Annotated in this window: 10 protein-coding genes; 4 read left to right on the forward strand and 6 right to left on the reverse strand. The window is 67.9% G+C overall.

What is annotated here, in order from left to right:
• Nucleotides 1-59: 59 nt before the first annotated feature.
• From KCG34_RS12595 to KCG34_RS12620, 5 genes are all read right to left on the reverse strand, one after another.
• On the reverse strand, nucleotides 60-3,767 hold the full coding sequence (locus tag KCG34_RS12595) for an ATP-binding protein (RefSeq protein WP_211935998.1): 3,708 nt from the start codon (nucleotides 3,765-3,767) through the stop codon (nucleotides 60-62).
• A gap of 180 nt (nucleotides 3,768-3,947) precedes the next feature.
• Entirely contained in the window at nucleotides 3,948-5,993 is a 2,046-nt protein-coding gene (locus tag KCG34_RS12600; RefSeq protein WP_211935999.1) for a hybrid sensor histidine kinase/response regulator, read from the reverse strand.
• A 251-nt stretch (nucleotides 5,994-6,244) separates the two neighbouring features.
• On the reverse strand, nucleotides 6,245-6,760 hold the full coding sequence (locus KCG34_RS12605) for a DUF1993 domain-containing protein (protein WP_211936000.1): 516 nt from the start codon (nucleotides 6,758-6,760) through the stop codon (nucleotides 6,245-6,247).
• Between the two features lie 171 nt (nucleotides 6,761-6,931).
• Nucleotides 6,932-7,678, reverse strand: a complete 747-nt coding sequence (locus KCG34_RS12610) for an aldo/keto reductase (protein ID WP_367576039.1) — start codon at nucleotides 7,676-7,678, stop codon at nucleotides 6,932-6,934.
• A gap of 64 nt (nucleotides 7,679-7,742) precedes the next feature.
• Nucleotides 7,743-7,973 (reverse strand): hypothetical protein, encoded by a 231-nt coding sequence (locus KCG34_RS12620; protein ID WP_211936003.1) that lies wholly within the window; start codon nucleotides 7,971-7,973, stop codon nucleotides 7,743-7,745.
• A gap of 124 nt (nucleotides 7,974-8,097) precedes the next feature.
• On the opposite strand from KCG34_RS12620, the gene KCG34_RS12625 reads away from it, so the two are divergent.
• The 4 genes from KCG34_RS12625 (at nucleotide 8,098) to KCG34_RS12640 (ending at nucleotide 13,920) form a co-directional block, all read left to right on the forward strand.
• Nucleotides 8,098-8,727 (forward strand): TetR/AcrR family transcriptional regulator, encoded by a 630-nt coding sequence (locus KCG34_RS12625; RefSeq protein WP_211936004.1) that lies wholly within the window; start codon nucleotides 8,098-8,100, stop codon nucleotides 8,725-8,727.
• 396 nt (nucleotides 8,728-9,123) lie between these two features.
• The gene (locus KCG34_RS12630) at nucleotides 9,124-10,971 is read left to right on the forward strand and encodes an aminotransferase-like domain-containing protein (RefSeq protein ID WP_211936005.1); all 1,848 of its coding nucleotides are present in this window, start codon (nucleotides 9,124-9,126) and stop codon (nucleotides 10,969-10,971) included.
• A 106-nt stretch (nucleotides 10,972-11,077) separates the two neighbouring features.
• Complete coding sequence (locus tag KCG34_RS12635) at nucleotides 11,078-12,760, forward strand: serine hydrolase domain-containing protein (protein WP_211936006.1); 1,683 nt, start codon at nucleotides 11,078-11,080, stop codon at nucleotides 12,758-12,760.
• Nucleotides 12,757-13,920, forward strand: coding sequence for an MFS transporter (locus tag KCG34_RS12640; protein WP_211936007.1), 1,164 nt, complete (start codon nucleotides 12,757-12,759; stop codon nucleotides 13,918-13,920). The genes KCG34_RS12635 and KCG34_RS12640 overlap by 4 nt, the downstream gene beginning before the upstream one ends.
• On the opposite strand, the gene KCG34_RS12645 is transcribed toward KCG34_RS12640, so the two are convergent.
• Nucleotides 13,892-15,274 carry a tetratricopeptide repeat-containing sulfotransferase family protein gene (locus KCG34_RS12645; protein WP_211936008.1) on the reverse strand — a complete coding sequence of 461 codons (1,383 nt, stop codon included), beginning with the start codon at nucleotides 15,272-15,274 and terminating at the stop codon, nucleotides 13,892-13,894. The two genes, KCG34_RS12640 and KCG34_RS12645, sit on opposite strands and share 29 nt — an antisense overlap.
• Between the last annotated feature and the right edge of the window lie 9 nt (nucleotides 15,275-15,283).

The raw sequence follows: 15,283 nt of genomic DNA on the forward strand, positions 1-15,283 counted from the left end.
TCGCCGCCGAGCGTGCGGGATCAGGCGACATGGGCGCCCCCTAGCGCTCGGTTGTCATATCATGCCTGCGAGCTGTTGGGATGGGGTTCGGCGTCAAGGCTCAGCAGACGCTCGATCAGGGCCAATATGGCCTTGGACTGATAGTCGTCGGCCATGGCGACCAGCCGGGAAGCAAAGGGCTGATAGCGCGGATCCTGCCGGGCGAGATGGTTGGCCCGCTCGCGGATCGGCCCCATATAGCCTTCCAGCGCCAGAGCACGCAGGCGCTCCAGTTCCTCCGGCGGCGGGACGGGACCCTCAGGCGTTCGCTCCTCGGCGACTTCATAAACAAGGTCAAGTCTGAGCGCCTCGGCGATCAAGTCCAGTAGCCGGTCTGGCGCCAGCGGCTTGGCGGCGAAAGCGTCGGCGCCGGCGGCGAGGCTGCGCGCCTCATCCTCCGGCGACGCGCCCGCGGTGACGGCGATGATCTTGAGGCCGTCGAGGTGCGGCATGGTTCTGAGCCTGTGCGTGGCTTCCAGCCCGTCCATCACCGGCATCATGGTGTCCATCACCATCAGGTGGGGCCGATGACGCTCGGCCATGGCCAGGCCCTCCTTCCCGTCACCGGCTTCGAACACCTCGAAGCCATAGGCCGACAGGGCGTCGGCCATCATGGTCCGGCTGGAGACGGCGTCATCGACGATCAACACGCTCCGTCTCGGCCCCTGGTAACCGACGGCGGTGCGTTCGTCGCCGGGGCCCTTGCCGACCGGCCGGCGGGCGATCGGCAGTTCGAGTTCGAACCAGAACAGGCTGCCCTCGCCGACCTCGCTGGAGACCTCGATATTGCCGCCCATCAGCCTGACGAGCTGGCGGCTGATCGCCAGGCCCAGGCCAGCCCCGCCCTCGCGGCGCAGCGCTTCGCCCGCCTGCTCGAACGGCTGGAAGATACGCTCGATCTGGCTGGGGGTGATGCCGAGGCCGGTGTCCTCGATCTCGAACCGCAGCCAGGCTCCGCGCCCCTTGGCGGCGTTCGACGGCGGCAAGGCCAGCACCCGCAGCACGATCGCGCCGCTGTCGGTGAACTTGACCGCATTACCCAGGAGATTGAGCAGCACCTGCCGCAGCCGCCGGTCATCGACCCGCACCACCGCCGGCAAGTCGTCACCCAGCTCCTCGGTGAAGGCCAGGCCCTTCTCCTCGGCCTTGACCCGAATGATGTCGCCCACCACGCGCAGGAAAGCGGCGAGCTCGATCTCGACCGGCCTCAGCTCCAGCTTATCGGCCTCGATCCGCGAAAGGTCGAGGATGTCGTTGATCAGCATCAGAAGATGCTGGGCGCTGGCCTGAATGGTGGCCAGACCGCCGCTCTGGCGCTGGGTCAGGCGCTTGTCGCGCCTCAGGATCTGGGCGTAGCCGAGAATGGCGTTCAGCGGGGTGCGCAGCTCGTGGCTGATCTGGGCCATGAATTCGCTGCGCAGGCGGGCCAGACGGACAGCCTCGTCGAACGCCGCCTCGCGCGCGGTCTCGGCGGCCTTGCGACCACTGACATCGCGCGAGACGCCGACCGTACCCAGCACAGTCCCATCCTCATCGAGCACGGGCGCAAGATCGGTCTCGAGCCATATCTCACCATCCGGACCATCGATCCGGGCCTCAACGGTCCGTCGCGTGCGCGAGGCCATCACCTCGGCATCGATCGCGAGGATCGCCTCCGCCCTCGCCCTTGGCCTGACTTCCAGGTCGAATTTGCCGACCATTTGCTCAGCGCTCAATCCGACGAGGGCGGCGCAGCTCTCGTTGACCGCCAGATAGCGGCTCTCGGTGTCCTTCAGCCACACCAACATCGGCAGGGTGTCGAACAGGGCGCTCAGATACCGGGTGCGCAGGCGTAGCTCCTCGGTGCGTAGCTGCACGCGCTGCTCCAGCGACTGGTTCTGAGCACGGATTTCCTCGTCGGCCAGCTTGCGGGCTGAGATGTCCGAGAACACCACCACCGCCCCTTGCGCCTCGCCCGACCGATCGACCAGCGGCCGGCCGGTGGCGCTGATCCAGCGGCCCTCGGGGCAGCCCGGATTGCGCACGTAGACCTCGACATCGGCCGCTGTCTCCCCCGCAAGGGCGCGGGCCAGGGGCAGGCTTTCGGGCGGAAATGGCGTCATCCGATCTGGCAGGAATAGGCCGTAGTCGCGCGACCAGTCCTGAGGCTCGGAGACTGGCGGAAAGACCCCGAGAATGCGTTCGGCTTCAGGATTGATCAGAAGCCGACTGCCGGACCGGTCGACCACCACCACCCCCTCGCCCATGCTGTCGAGGATGGACTGCAGGATGCCGGTCTGCTGCTGCAACTCGGCTTCCGAGGCCTGCAGCCGGGTATTGACCGCCATGGTCTGGCGGTGGGCGCGGCGCAGTTGAGCCAGCATCAGCCCACCGCCGGCTAGACCGATGGCGCTCGCCGCGAGCACGGTCCAGAGCCAGCGCTGCTCGAGCACGCGTTGCCTGAGTTCGGCGTCCTGCTTCTGGTTGCGCTGGGTCAGGGCCTCAATCTGGCGCTGCTTGCTCTCGGCCTCGTAGCGCTGGGCCAGGTCGAGCACCTGGGCGCCGACGCGCTGCTGATCGGCCTTGGTGGTCAGGTCCACGGCCCTGGCCGACAGGGTGTAGGCGCGGTGGAAATCGCCCAGGGCGGCGTAGAGGGCGGCCAGGCGGCGGGCGCTTTCGCTCTGATAGATGGGAAACCCGATGCTGTCGGCGAGACCGGCCGCCCTTTTCGCATCCGTCAGGGCCGCGACCTTGTCGCCGAGCGCGGCCTCGCTCGAACTTTTCAGGTTCAGGGAATACCAAAGCCCGATGCGGTTTGGATGCTGTTCGTAGATGCCAACCACCTCGCCGAGCACCGGAAGCGCCTCGCGAGCGCGCCCCTCGGCGAGCTTGTTCTGGGCGTCGGCGAACAGGGCGAAGCTGACCCCGAACGGAGCGCCCACCTGTCGGAACAAGGCGATGGCCTGGTTATTCAGGGCGTCGGCGGTGCGAAAGTCGTGGGCGTCGGCGTAGGTAATCGCCAGGCCATTCAGAGCATAGGCCTCCAGCATCTTGGACGGCGCAGCCCGGGCAGAGTCCAGCATCTGCTGGAAGAAGCGACGCGCCTCGTCGCGATGGCCGCTCTGCTGAAAGGAGACCCCCATGCCATAGTAGGCATAGGTCAGGGTCAACGGGTCGCGAGTTCCGCGAGCGATCTCCATGGCCCGCAAGGTCGTCTTGACAGAGTCGTCGATCTGGCCGAGGCGGCGATAGGTCATCGCCGAGCGCAGCAGGGCCTCGCTTAGCAAGTCCGGGCGATCCCCGCCCTGCAGCGCCTTCACCGCGTCGGTGGAGGCCTCGACCAGCTTGTCGATTCGTCCCTCGTTGACGGCATTGAGGTCGATATTGAGGTCGGCCTCGGCCTGGCCGATCCGGTCCTGCTGCCGCTTGGCCATATCGAAGGCCTCGCGCGCGTGTTCGGCCGCCTCGGGCGTCATGGCCAGATAGACCTCGGTCCGCGCAAGCAGGTTCAGAGCCCTGACCCGGTCCGTCGTGTGCGCATCGGGCGGCAGCTCGGCGAGCAAGCGGCGCGCCTCTGCATAGGCTTTTGGCGCGTCGTTTTCGGCCAGCCGGCGCGTCTCGGCGGCGGCTGTCCGCCAGGCTTGCAGGCGCGCCGCGCTGTCGCCCTCGGCGCTCCGCACCTGGATCGCCGGAACGAGGACAAGAAGGGCCACCGCCAGGACTCGAGGCAGGCGATCCAAGAGCCTCATCACGGTGCGCGCCTCCACGCGGTCAGCGAACGAGGCGCTCGCGCCCTCCGAGACGGCCGGCTTTGCCGGCGGGACCCGCTTCGCGGACGCCTCGTTCGCCGATCCTAGAATCAGTAAACGTGGCCGACCGGGTAGTCGGGCCGATCGCCCGGCCTGTCAGGATTATCCTGACAGCTCGCTTCAGCCTTCCGACTCCTCCAGCGCCCTCATGATGGCGGCGTGCAGTTCGGGAATGCGGATCGGCTTGGCCACGCAGGCGTCCATGCCGGCGCTGCGATACTGTTCGAGCTGGTGAGTCATGACGTTGGCGGTCAGGGCCAGGATCGGAGTGCGGCTCCGCGCCTCCTGCGCCTCCTCGGTGCGGATCAAACTGGTCGCCGTCAGGCCGTCCATCACCGGCATTTGGATGTCCATCAGGATCAGGTCGAACTTGGCCGCGCGCCAGGCCGCGAGCACTTGTTCGCCGTCCTCGCACAGCCTGAGGTCGACGCCTGCAGGCTCCAGGATCTGCTGCAGAATGCGGCGGTTGGTCGGGTTGTCGTCGGCGGCCAGGATGCGGATCGGCCGATCCCGCGGCGCCTCGGAGACGACAGCCGCGGCCCGCCTGGGCGGCGTTCCCGAAAGCCGCGCCAAGGGAACCTCCAAGCGGAAGACCGAGCCTTGGCCCGGCTCGCTCTGAACCCAAATTCGCCCGCCCATCAGCTCGACGAGTTGCCGGCTGATGGCGAGGCCGAGCCCGGTGCCGCCGAAACGCCGCGCCGTCGAGGTCTCGGCTTGTCGGAACTTGTCGAAGATCAGGTCCAGCTTGTCGGGCGCTATGCCGACCCCGGTGTCGCGGACCTCGAACGACAGGCCTATTTCACCCTCGGCCCGGATCGCCACCGCCACCTCGCCCTCCAGGGTGAACTTGAGCGCATTGCCGATCAGGTTGCCGGCCACCTGGCGCAGCCGATCGGGATCGCCCCGCCAGATCCCCCGCGCCCCGGCCGCGACCTCGACCCGGTAGACGAGGCCCTTGTCTTCGGCGATCGGCCCATAGAGGCCCCTCAGCGCGCTGGCCAAGTCGGATAGGTCGAAGGGGCGCAGATCCAACTCCAACCTGCCAGCTTCGATCTTGGAGAGGTCCAGGATGTCGTTGACGATGGTCAGCAGACTCTCGCTGGACTGGCCGATCACTGCAAGGCGCTCGCGCTGGACCGCCGACAGGGACCCCTGCTGCATCAGCTGCGTCATGGCCAGAACCCCGTTCAGGGGCGTGCGGATTTCGTGGCTCATGGTGGCCAGGAACACCGACTTCTGCTCGTTAGCGGCATGGGCTTCGTCCCGCGCGCTGGCCAGTTCCAGCAGCGTGGCCCGCAGCCGCCGAGCTGTGCGCCGCATCGCCAGGTAGAGCGCAAGCGGTGCGCCGACCCCCAGCAGGATCGGCAAGAGAGCGACCGAGATGAGATAGCGCCCCGGCCGCCGAGGGCTCCAGGCGATCCGCCCCATTGTGCGGCCAGCCTGGTTCTTCAGGTCGATGAAGCCCCGCCCGGAATCTTGCATGCTTACCAGCCGCATGTCGTCGAGCAGCAGCCGCTTGCCGAGGTCGGCCATGAAGGCGGGATCGATCGGCTTGCCGGTGATTACGATCGAGGCGCGCGAGCCGGCCGGCAGGTGGACGCCGAATTCGGGCTGAATCAAGGTGGCGGTCAGAATGAACAGGCCGCTGTTCCAGGCCACGACGTCGTCGGCCTGGATCGGCTGCGAGATTACATTCCCCGACGCCGCGCTCAGAGTGAATGGCGCCCGACGGGCTTCCCGGGCGCGGACATCGGCGACCAGCGGGGCCGCCGCCCCCAGGAGGCCGGTGAAGCGCTCCGGCGAAATCGGCCGCCCCCGCTCCATGGCGAAGACCGCTCGGCCGGCCCCGTTCAGCAGGCAGACGAAACGGAAGCGGCGCGGTTGGGTGTAGTAGGCGCCGATATTCTCAGAGATCCAGGGCAGGTCGATGCGGTTGCTGGCGCGATCCACCGCGTCGTCCCAATCAGTGTTCGCAGTGGCTTGATCGGCCACTTCCTGCATCCGCCCGCGCAGGGCGTTCGACGCCAGGGCCTGTTCGCGCTGAAGCTCCAGCCCGTCGACCTTGGCGCCCAGCCCGAACAGGCAAGAGATGAAGACCAGGATGGCGAGGGTCACGGCCAGCGACATATGCAGGTCGATCAGTCCGCGCCTTGGCATGCGTGTCATGGGCAAGAACGAGGGCTCGTCTGAACGATCGGAGGCTTTGGACCTTGCGGCCGATCATCCAGCGAGGTGATAGGCAGGGCCAGTCAGGCCCTTAGGATGGCGCGTAAGGATATTCCTGGCCTGCGACCAAGGAGGAGCCTCGCATCTCGGCCAATCAGAACGACCGCGTTGCGGGAGCAAATGCCGCCGCAGACGGGCCGGCTCGATTGTCTCCCTATGGCGATCGAGAGCAAGGCGATGTCGCCAGGATGTCAGCCTAGTCCCGCGGCGAACAAGTCTGCCTTCCCGATCGGCACGCCGTTGTTGCGCAGGATTGCGTACGTCATCGATACGTGAAAGTTGATGTTCGTGGCGGCGAAGACGGTCAGCCACCGCGCCGCGGGAAATGTGGGGGCCATCCCCGGCATGATCTCGAATGTCAGAGGAATTTCGTCCCGGCCATCGAATTGCTCTGGCTTAAGCGCGCGCAGGTAATCCAGGGCGGCGTCGAGTCCGGCGTTCAATCCGGCGACGTCGAGATCGGCCGCGATCCCCTCTGGAGGCTCCAAGCCTGCAACGCGCGCCGTCCAGGTCCTGCTGAAATTGGCCACCACCATCACCTGGAAACCCAGGGGATGCATGTCCTCCGCTAGCCGCCAATTGAGCATTTCCCGCTCCGGGACGCCCAGGCCGGACACATGCGCCGCGCCCTTGGCGAGGAGGTGCTTGGTGGCGACCACGGAACGGGCGAACAGGTCGACAAAGCTGAAGAGATTAACGGCGGACATCGGCTCTCCTGGAGGTTCTGCCGTTCCATATGCGGCGGGAGGCGGGGCGTCGATGGCTGGGCGGCTTGAAAACGCGGGAGGTTCACGACCCCGCCGATCGACATGACCTTTAATTGGAGTCTGACGCAGCTTTAGGCCGATCCTTCGGAGGCCAGCAATTGGCGAGTCGGGTTAGGTCGGCTGACGGGGCACAAATCCCGGCACGCCGGTGTCCACCACGGCATTGAACCGGACACGGGTGGCGATCTCCTCGCGCATCTCGCGCAAGGCCTGGTCTGGCAGATCTGAAATATCGAAATTCTCCCGGATACGGCCAGGGTTGGTCGAGGTGGTGAGCACGGCGGTTCCGCGCTGGACTCCCCAGGCCAGGGCGACCTGAGCCGGCGTCTTGCGCGCGCGGCGCGCGATCGCCGCCACCACCGGATCCTCGGTCACGCGCGGCTGCATGCCGTGGCCCAGCGGCGCGAAGGCCTGCATCACGATTCCATGCGCCCGGCAGAAGTCGAGCAGCTCCCACTCGGGCAGGTAGGGGTGCGCCTCGACCTGCACCACCGCCGGCCTGATGCGGGCGATGGCGACGATCGCCTTCAGTCGGTCCAGGGTGATGTCGGACAGGCCGATGGCCCTGGTCCCGCCCTCGTCGACCAGGCGCTCCATGGCCCGCCAGGTCTCAGCCAGGGTCACGCCGGCGTCATAGATCACCTGGCCGTGCTCGTCCCGCGGCTGCAGGTCGTCGCCGGGCGGAAAGGCGAACGGGGTATGGACCAGGTAGCAATCGACGTAGTCGAGTCGCAGGCGCCTGAGGCTGGCCTCCAGCGCAGGTCCGACCCGTTCGGGCCGGTGGTCGTTGTTCCTGCAGCCGGGCGCTGGCGAGCCGCGCCTCGGCCTGTTCCACGGCGATCTCGTAGGATTCGGGATCGATCTGGAACGGCAGCTGGCCCTTGCGGACGATCTGGTTGTCCTTCACCGCGATCTCCACCACCTAGCCGGAGACCCGCGCATTGATCGAACCCTTGGTGGCCCGGACGAACGCGTCATTGGTCGAGACGTCGCGCGCCGGCGCCAGATAAGCGGCGGCGCCGGCCAGTAGCACCAGCGCCGGGACCGTGACCATCAGGGGGCGGCGAACCCGCTCCGCCAACGTCCGGCTCGCCCGCTCGGGCTGCGAGGCCTGGGCTGGATCGTCGATCGCCTGGTCGAGCCGTTTGTGCATCGTGCATCCGCCTTCTCATTGGGAACCGCGCCGAAGGCCGGGGCCCGGCTAGGTCGCTATTGCTTTTTATGCGACGCCGAACAAATATGGCCCCGCAAGCGGATGGTCAAGGATTTTATGCGAGATGGTACAAATTAAGCAGGACGCCCGGCCCAAGCCCAGGGGACGGCCGCGGGAATACGATCCCGAAACGGCGTTGCAGCGGGCGACCGAGGTGTTCTGGAAAACCGGCTATGCCGGCGCCTCGCTGGACGAAATCTCCGCCGCCACCGGCATGAACCGCCCGAGCCTTCGCGCGGCGTTCGGCGACAAGCATGCGCTCTATCTCAAGGCGCTGCGGCGCTATTGGGACCTCAAGTTCGCGACCATGCGCGAGGCGCTGGAAGACCAGCCGCTGGAGGCGGCGCTGATGTGCGTCTACGACGCCGCGCTGGCCATCTATTTTTCTGGAGAGAAGACCGCGCGCAGCTGCTTCGTGGTCGGCACCGCCATAACCGAGGCCGCCGAAGACCCCGAAATCCAGCGCATTGTCATGGACGGGTTCAAGCGGCTCGACGCGGCCTTCGAGACGCGGCTGCGCACGGCGCGTGAAGCGGGTGAACTCGGTAGGGACGCCGACCTGTCGACGCTGGCCATGTTGGCCACCGCGACGATGCACACCATCGCCGTCCGCGCCCGCGCCGGCGCCGCCCGCGACGATCTTCGTGCGTTCGCCCTTCGTGCGGTGCGCGTGATCTGCGGCAAGGCCGCGTAAGCTTCGAGAAAGCGGCGGCGGCGTCGCCCGAGGCTTAGGTTATTTCCTCAAGGGCCAAGGCGTCGATCACGCCGTGCAGGCCCGCAGCGTAAAGCCGCGACCGTCAATGCTCCCGAAAGATGCATGGCCGCGAGCCTACGCGGCTGTAATCCTCGCTCCATGGCCTTGGTACGAGGCTCGGCTAAACACGACCCGGCTTGGCGCGCTCCCACCAATCCCAATGTCCGCATCTGAGAATGCCATCGTTGCTTTATGCTTACAGGCGGAATGTCGGTTTCTGGCGAAGAGCCCTGCTTGACCGAGCGGGCCGGCGCTGCATTGGCTGCCGCCCCATGGCGCAGCAAAACCACTGTTCAGTGCTTCCCAAGGCTCCGCTCGGATGAGCAAGATCTAGGCATGCGTACCGACTTTCTCGTGCCGCTCGATCCGAACGATTCCCTGAGCCTGCAGGACCAAGTGCGGCGCGGCGTGGTGCGGGCCGTCGTTTCCGGCGACCTAGCCCGCGGTTCGCGGGCGCCGTCTTCGCGCAGCCTCGCCGCCCGGCTCGGCGTGTCGCGCAACACGGTGCTGCTCGCCTATCAGCAGCTGGTCGCCGAAGGCTTCCTGATCGGCCGAGAGCGAAGCGGCCTGTTCGTGGCGCCGGACATGTCGCCCAGGGGGCGTGGCGTCGGCGAGGTCGCCGGCGTTCGCGGGGAAGCCAAGGCGACGCCTTGGCGCGTGCGCTTCAAGACGGGCGATCCGCCGACAGCGACGCAGCGTACGCCGCCGGACTGGGCGCGATATCCCTATCCGTTCATCGACGGGCTGATCGATCCTTCGCTGTTTCCCACGGCCGAATGGCGCGAGGCCAGCCGCCTCGGCCTTTCGCCACGCGATGTCTCAGCCTGGGCCTCAGGCCAGGGCGATGCCGACGACCCGATGCTGATCGAAGAGATCCGCACCAAGATCCTGCCGCGCCGTGGCATCTTCGCAGGGCCCGACGAGGTGCTGATCACCCTCGGACGCCAACAGGCCATCTCGCTCGCCCTGGACCTGTTCGCCGACCGCCGTAGCCTGGTGGTGGTCGAGGAACCCGGCTATGCCGACGTCCGCGAGATGGCACGCAGACTGGACGCCCGTCTGCAGCACCAGCCGGTCGACGCCCACGGCATGATCATCGACGATCGGCTCGCCGGCGCGGAAGTGATCGTCGTCACCCCGAACCATCACTATCCCACAGGCGTCACCCTGGCCCCGGAACGGCGCGAAGCCTTGCTGCTGCGCGCCGCAGAACACGAGGCCATCATCGTCGAAGACGACTTCGAGTGCGAAACCGCCTATTTCGAGCCCAGCCTACCGGCCCTGCGCGCCATGACCGGCGGCGAGCGGGTGGTCTACGCCTCCAGCCTGTCCTCTGTGCTGGAGCCGGCCTTGCGTCTCGGCTTCATGGTGGCGGACGCCCGGGTGATCGCCGAGGCGCGCCGGCTGAGGCGGCTCTCGATCAAGCACCCGCCGCTGGCCAGCCAGCGCGCGGCGGCCTATTTCCTCAGCCAGGGCTCCTACGACAAGACCATGGCGCGGACCGGCCGCATGCTGAGGCAGCGTCGCCACGCCCTGGCCGAGGCGCTGAACCATTACCTGCAGCGCTGGGTCTCCATCGATCCTGCGGCCGGCGGGACCAGCTATTGGGTCCACGGCCCCGTCGGCGTCGACGCCCGGTCCCTTGCCCTCGAGGCCGAGCAGCGGGGCGTGCTGATCGAGCCGGCCGACGTCCATTTCCAGGGCCCCTCCCCGAACAACCTGTTTCGCTTAGGGGTGACCGGCGTGCCGCTGGAGCGGATTCGGGCGGGGATCGAGGTGCTGGCCGGGCTGATCCGCGAGAGGATCTCGCCGAGCTTCGACCCGACCGCTCTGGCCCCGACCTTGCGGAGCGACGAGGCGCTGCGCGCGGCCATGGCTGGCGCGACCCTGCTCTGCAAGACCGTCTATGGCGAGCCTTGCACTATCGAGTTGCGACCCGACGGCTCGATGATCGGCCGGGCGGGCTATGGCAATGAAGACCAGGACCAAGGTCACTGGTGGGTCGAGGGCGACACTTGGTTTCGCCAGTGGGACAGCTGGGCCTATGGCGAGACCTCCTGCTATCGGCCGCTGATCGAGCACGGGCGTGTGCAATGGCTGAATGCGCAGGGCGTCGCGGTGGATTCGGCGGTCTATGTCCCGCCCGGCGCCGATCCCAGCGAATTGGGCGATCTGGCGCCATAGGATTCTCCGATCTGGCTCTAGAGATGGCGTAGCAAAGCGGCGAGGCTGCAGTCACGGCTGGGGAGATGCGGGTTCGGGCATGACGGGGATCGGGGGCAGGACGCGCTTGAGGGTCGCGCTCGCTCTGGCGACAGTGATCGCGGGCCTGGCTGGACAGGCTTGGTCAGGGCCCCTGTCCAGCGCGATCCTGAACGGGACCAAGCTCGACGGACCTGTTCCGGCTAGCGATTTCATGCCGGGTCCTGAGGCCAAGGCCGCGAAGTTCCGGGTATCGGGCCGCCTGACCGTGATCCCGAAGGCGCAGCCGGACGGATTCCGGGTCATCACCGACACCGCTCCGCCGGCCAGGGACACGCGCCGGGTCTGGCCCCGGCTCGCAGTCGATCTGGTCACGGACGGCGAAAGGCTGATCCCGGTCCAGCACGGCCCGATCGCGGCCGGCAATCCCGATTGGGACTGGATCGTCGAGCCAGGCCTGGCCTGGTCGGAGCCTGCTGACGGCGATCGGGTGCGCGCCGTGCTGCCGGTGGCGCTGGAAGAGCGCAACGCCAATTGCATCCACAACGGACGACTGCTGGTCATCCTCGGGCCCGATGGGACGGCCTCGAAGGCCGCCATTCAGTTCGACACGGACACCTGCCTCTACTTCAGGTTCGACGCCTGGGGCCTCGCCGCCGCTAGCTACGCACCCGGCCAGGTGAAGGCTGCCCCCGCCCTCGTCAATCGCGACCGCGCCGAGCGCGCCGCCCGCCTGCCGGCGAAGCCCATCTCGGACCTCGCCGCCACCTTTCCTGGAATAGACCTCGCCGCCCTGGCCCGCGCGGCGGGGCCGGGCGCGGTCTGGGGGGTGGTGGCCAGCGGAACCCATTTCACCGCGCCCTGCCCGACCCGCTCGGGCGACGATCCTCTCTGCGCTGAACGCGACCTGCCTTCCTATTCGACCGCCAAGTCGCTGGTCGCCGCCCAGGCCCTGTTCCGGCTGGAGGCGCTCCGGCCCGGCGTGATCCATGAAACCATCGCCGCCCACGTTCCCGCCTGCGCCGCGGCGGGCGGCTGGGGCGACGTCCGCCTGATCGACATGCTGGACATGGCCAGCGGCCACTATGTTTCCGCCGCGCCGGAAGCCGACGAAGCCGCGCCCGCCACCGAGGCCTTCTTCGATGCGGAAACCGCGGCCCAAAAGATCGCCTTCACCTGCGCAACGCCGCGCAAGGCCGCACCGGGCGGGACCTTCGTCTATCACACGGCCGACACCTTTCTCCTGGGCGTGGCCATGACCGACGCCCTGCGCAAAGCCGGGCTCGGGCGGGACCTCTATGACGACCTGATCCGCCAAATCTGGGCGTCGATCGGCCAGTCGGCCGCGCTGGACACCACCCGGCGCACCTACGACTCTGCCGCCCAGCCCTTCACCGGTTGGGGCCTTGTCTATCACCGCGACGACATCGTCCGCGCGGCAGGTTTCCTTGGCGGCGGCGGCCGGATCGCCGGACAGCCTTATCTCGACCCCAAGCTTCTCGGCGAAGCGCTGCAAAGGACCGAGCCGGGCGGCGGCCTGTTCGGCCCAGCCCCTTACCTGCGCTATCGCCACGGGTTCTGGGCGCGCGATGTCGGGCCGCTCGCCGGATGCGATCACCCGGTCTGGGCGCCGTTCCTGTCGGGCTACGGCGGCATATCGGTGGTGCTGTTTCCCAATGGCGTGCAGTTCTACGCCTTCAATGACGTCAATCATTTCGACTGGGCGGCCTCGGTCCCTGAAGTCAGCAAGATCCGGAGCCTCTGCGGATGAGCCTGCCGTCTCGCTACCGCGCGGCTCCCGACGGCCTGGTCGCCGCCGTCCTGCTGTCGTTCCTGGCCACGGCGGGACTGTTCTACGTCAACATCATGCCGGCCCTGGTGGACGGGCTGAAAACCGGATTGGGCTTTTCGGCGCGGGAAGCCGGCTTCGTCGCTTCGGCCAATGTCTATGGCGCGGCGCTTGGAGCGTTCAGCGCCGTGTTCACGGTCAAGCGGCTGTCCTGGCGCAAGGTCGCGCTGGCGGCGCTGATCGGCCTCATCGCCATCGACCTGGTTTCGACCCAGCTCAAGACGGTCCAGGTGCTGATCGCCGTGCGCTTCCTGCACGGCGTCGTCGGCGGCTTCCTGGTCGGCACCTCCTACGGCGTCTTCGCCAGGACCAAGGCGCCGGATCGGGTGTTCGGCATGCTGCTGGTGGTCCAGTTTGGCCTGGGAGGCCTGGGCGTGCTGCTCCTGCCGAGGCTGGCGCCGATCTACGGAACGCCAGTACTGTTCATCGCCCTGGCGGCCTTCAGTATCGTCACCCTGATCATGCTGCCGTTTCTGGACGACTATCCCCGGCCGGCGGCCTCGCTGGAGTCAGCACACGGACGCGTCCTGTGGGTCCCGCTCGCCACCGCGCTCGCGGCCGTCTTCCTGTTCCAGTGCGCCAATATGGCGCTCGCCTCCTATGTGATCGGCCTCGGCCGGACGTTCCGGCTCGAGATAAGTTCAATCACGGGCGCCTTAGGGGTCGCCAACTGGCTGGGCGCGCTCGGATCCGTCGCGGTGGTGGTGATCGGCGTCAGGTTCGGGCGCGCCGGGTCGATCATGGCCGGCATGGCCCTGGCCTTGGCGGGAACCGTAGTGTTCCTGATGCAGAGCACGCCTTGGGCCTATGCCGCGGCCAATGTCCTGACCAGCGTGGCCTGGTCCTTCACCATCGCCTACTTGCTGGGCCTGTGCGCCGCCTTCGACACCACGGGGCGCAGCGCGGCGCTGGCCGGGTTCTGTTCGAAGATGGGCCTGGCCTCAGGACCGGCCTTCGGCGGCCTGCTCCTGGAGGAGACCCACTATCCGCGGCTGGTGGTCCTCTCCTGTGTCGGTCTCGCCCTGGCGGCGGCCGCGGCCGTCTGGCCTGCGGTCAAGCTCGATCGGACCGCCCTTGGCTGATCTCACCGGTCTCTGGGTCGATCCCCTCGGCCCGCAGGCCGGCGGCGAACGGTTCCAGTTCAGCCTGGTGATGGCGCCATAGCCCGACCGACCCGGTATGCACCGGCTCGCGCACCTGGGCGGCGCTGGCGGTGGCGACCGGGGCGTCGTGGCGATGGAACTCCAGGCAGGCCGGCTGCCAATCCAACTCCAGCCGCGCGTACAGGTCCCGAGCGGTGGCTTCAGGCCGCTGGACCAGCGCCTCGTAGTCGAGGTCGACCACATAGCCCGGCGCCGCCGCTCGCCAGTGTCGCATCAGCCTGGCGTAGGCGGCGTAGTAGCGGGCCAGGTCGTTCAGGTCGTAGGCATAGGGATAGCCCATGCGAAACAGCGTCTTGTAGATCGCATAGGCGCTGTCCATCGGGTGGCGACGCAGGTGGATCACCCTGGCGCGGGGCAGGCCTCGATAGAGCAGGCCGATATAGAGGAAGTTGTTCGGCAGTTTGTCCGTCGTCACCGGCCGCGCGGGCTCGTAGGTCGCCACGGCGCGCAGATAGTCCCGCCCCAGAGCCGCGAAATCGGCCTCGCCGGCCCGCCGGATCGTCTCGCCCTTGTCCCCGCCTGCCGCGGCCCGGGTCACGGCCAGCGGCAGCTCGGTCAGCTCGCCCAGCGCCGTCACCTGGCTGTGCATGCCCAGCATGCGCTCGAGCAGCGTGGTGCCGGTCCGCGGCAGTCCGACGATGAAGATCGGGCGCTCGGGGTTGTCGGCCGCCGGCGTGTTGGCCAGCTTCTCCACCGAGAATACGGCGGCGATGTCGGCCATCGCCTGCACGTCGCCCTCGACCCGGTAGGACAGCATCGCCCGGCGCGCGTCCGCGCCCTGCTTGAGCCAGACAAAGCTTTCGCCGTGCTCGCCCAGGTCCTCCAGCTCCTTGGCCAGGGCGTAGGCCAGGGGAACGATCCCGCGCCCGGATGGATGGGCCAGGCGCGCCCGCAGCGCCGCGATATGGTTGCGCGCGGCCGTCTGGCGGCGGAGCACTGCGCGGTTGTACCAGGAATCGCACTCGGCTGGATCAGCCGCGATGGCCGCATCCAGCAGGCGCTCGGCCTCGCCCAGCCGCCCGCAGGCGGTTTCCGCGGCGGCCAGGCCGCGAAGCACGTCCGGATGGCCTGGCAGCAGCCGCACCAGCCTGCGCTGGCAATCGGCCGCCGCCGGGTGAGCGTTCATCTGACCGAACAGGCTGGCGGCCCGCGCCAGCAGGTCCGGCGAGGCGCCCGCGGCCTCGACGATACCTTTTAAACTCGCCAACGCCTCGGCGCGCCGTCCCCGCAGCATCAACTGCTGCACCTGGACGAGCGGTCCGGCCGCGGTCACGGCGCCGCC

It is taken from the genome of Phenylobacterium montanum (assembly GCF_018135625.1).
In the GTDB taxonomy this organism is placed as follows: domain Bacteria; phylum Pseudomonadota; class Alphaproteobacteria; order Caulobacterales; family Caulobacteraceae; genus Poindextera; species Poindextera montana.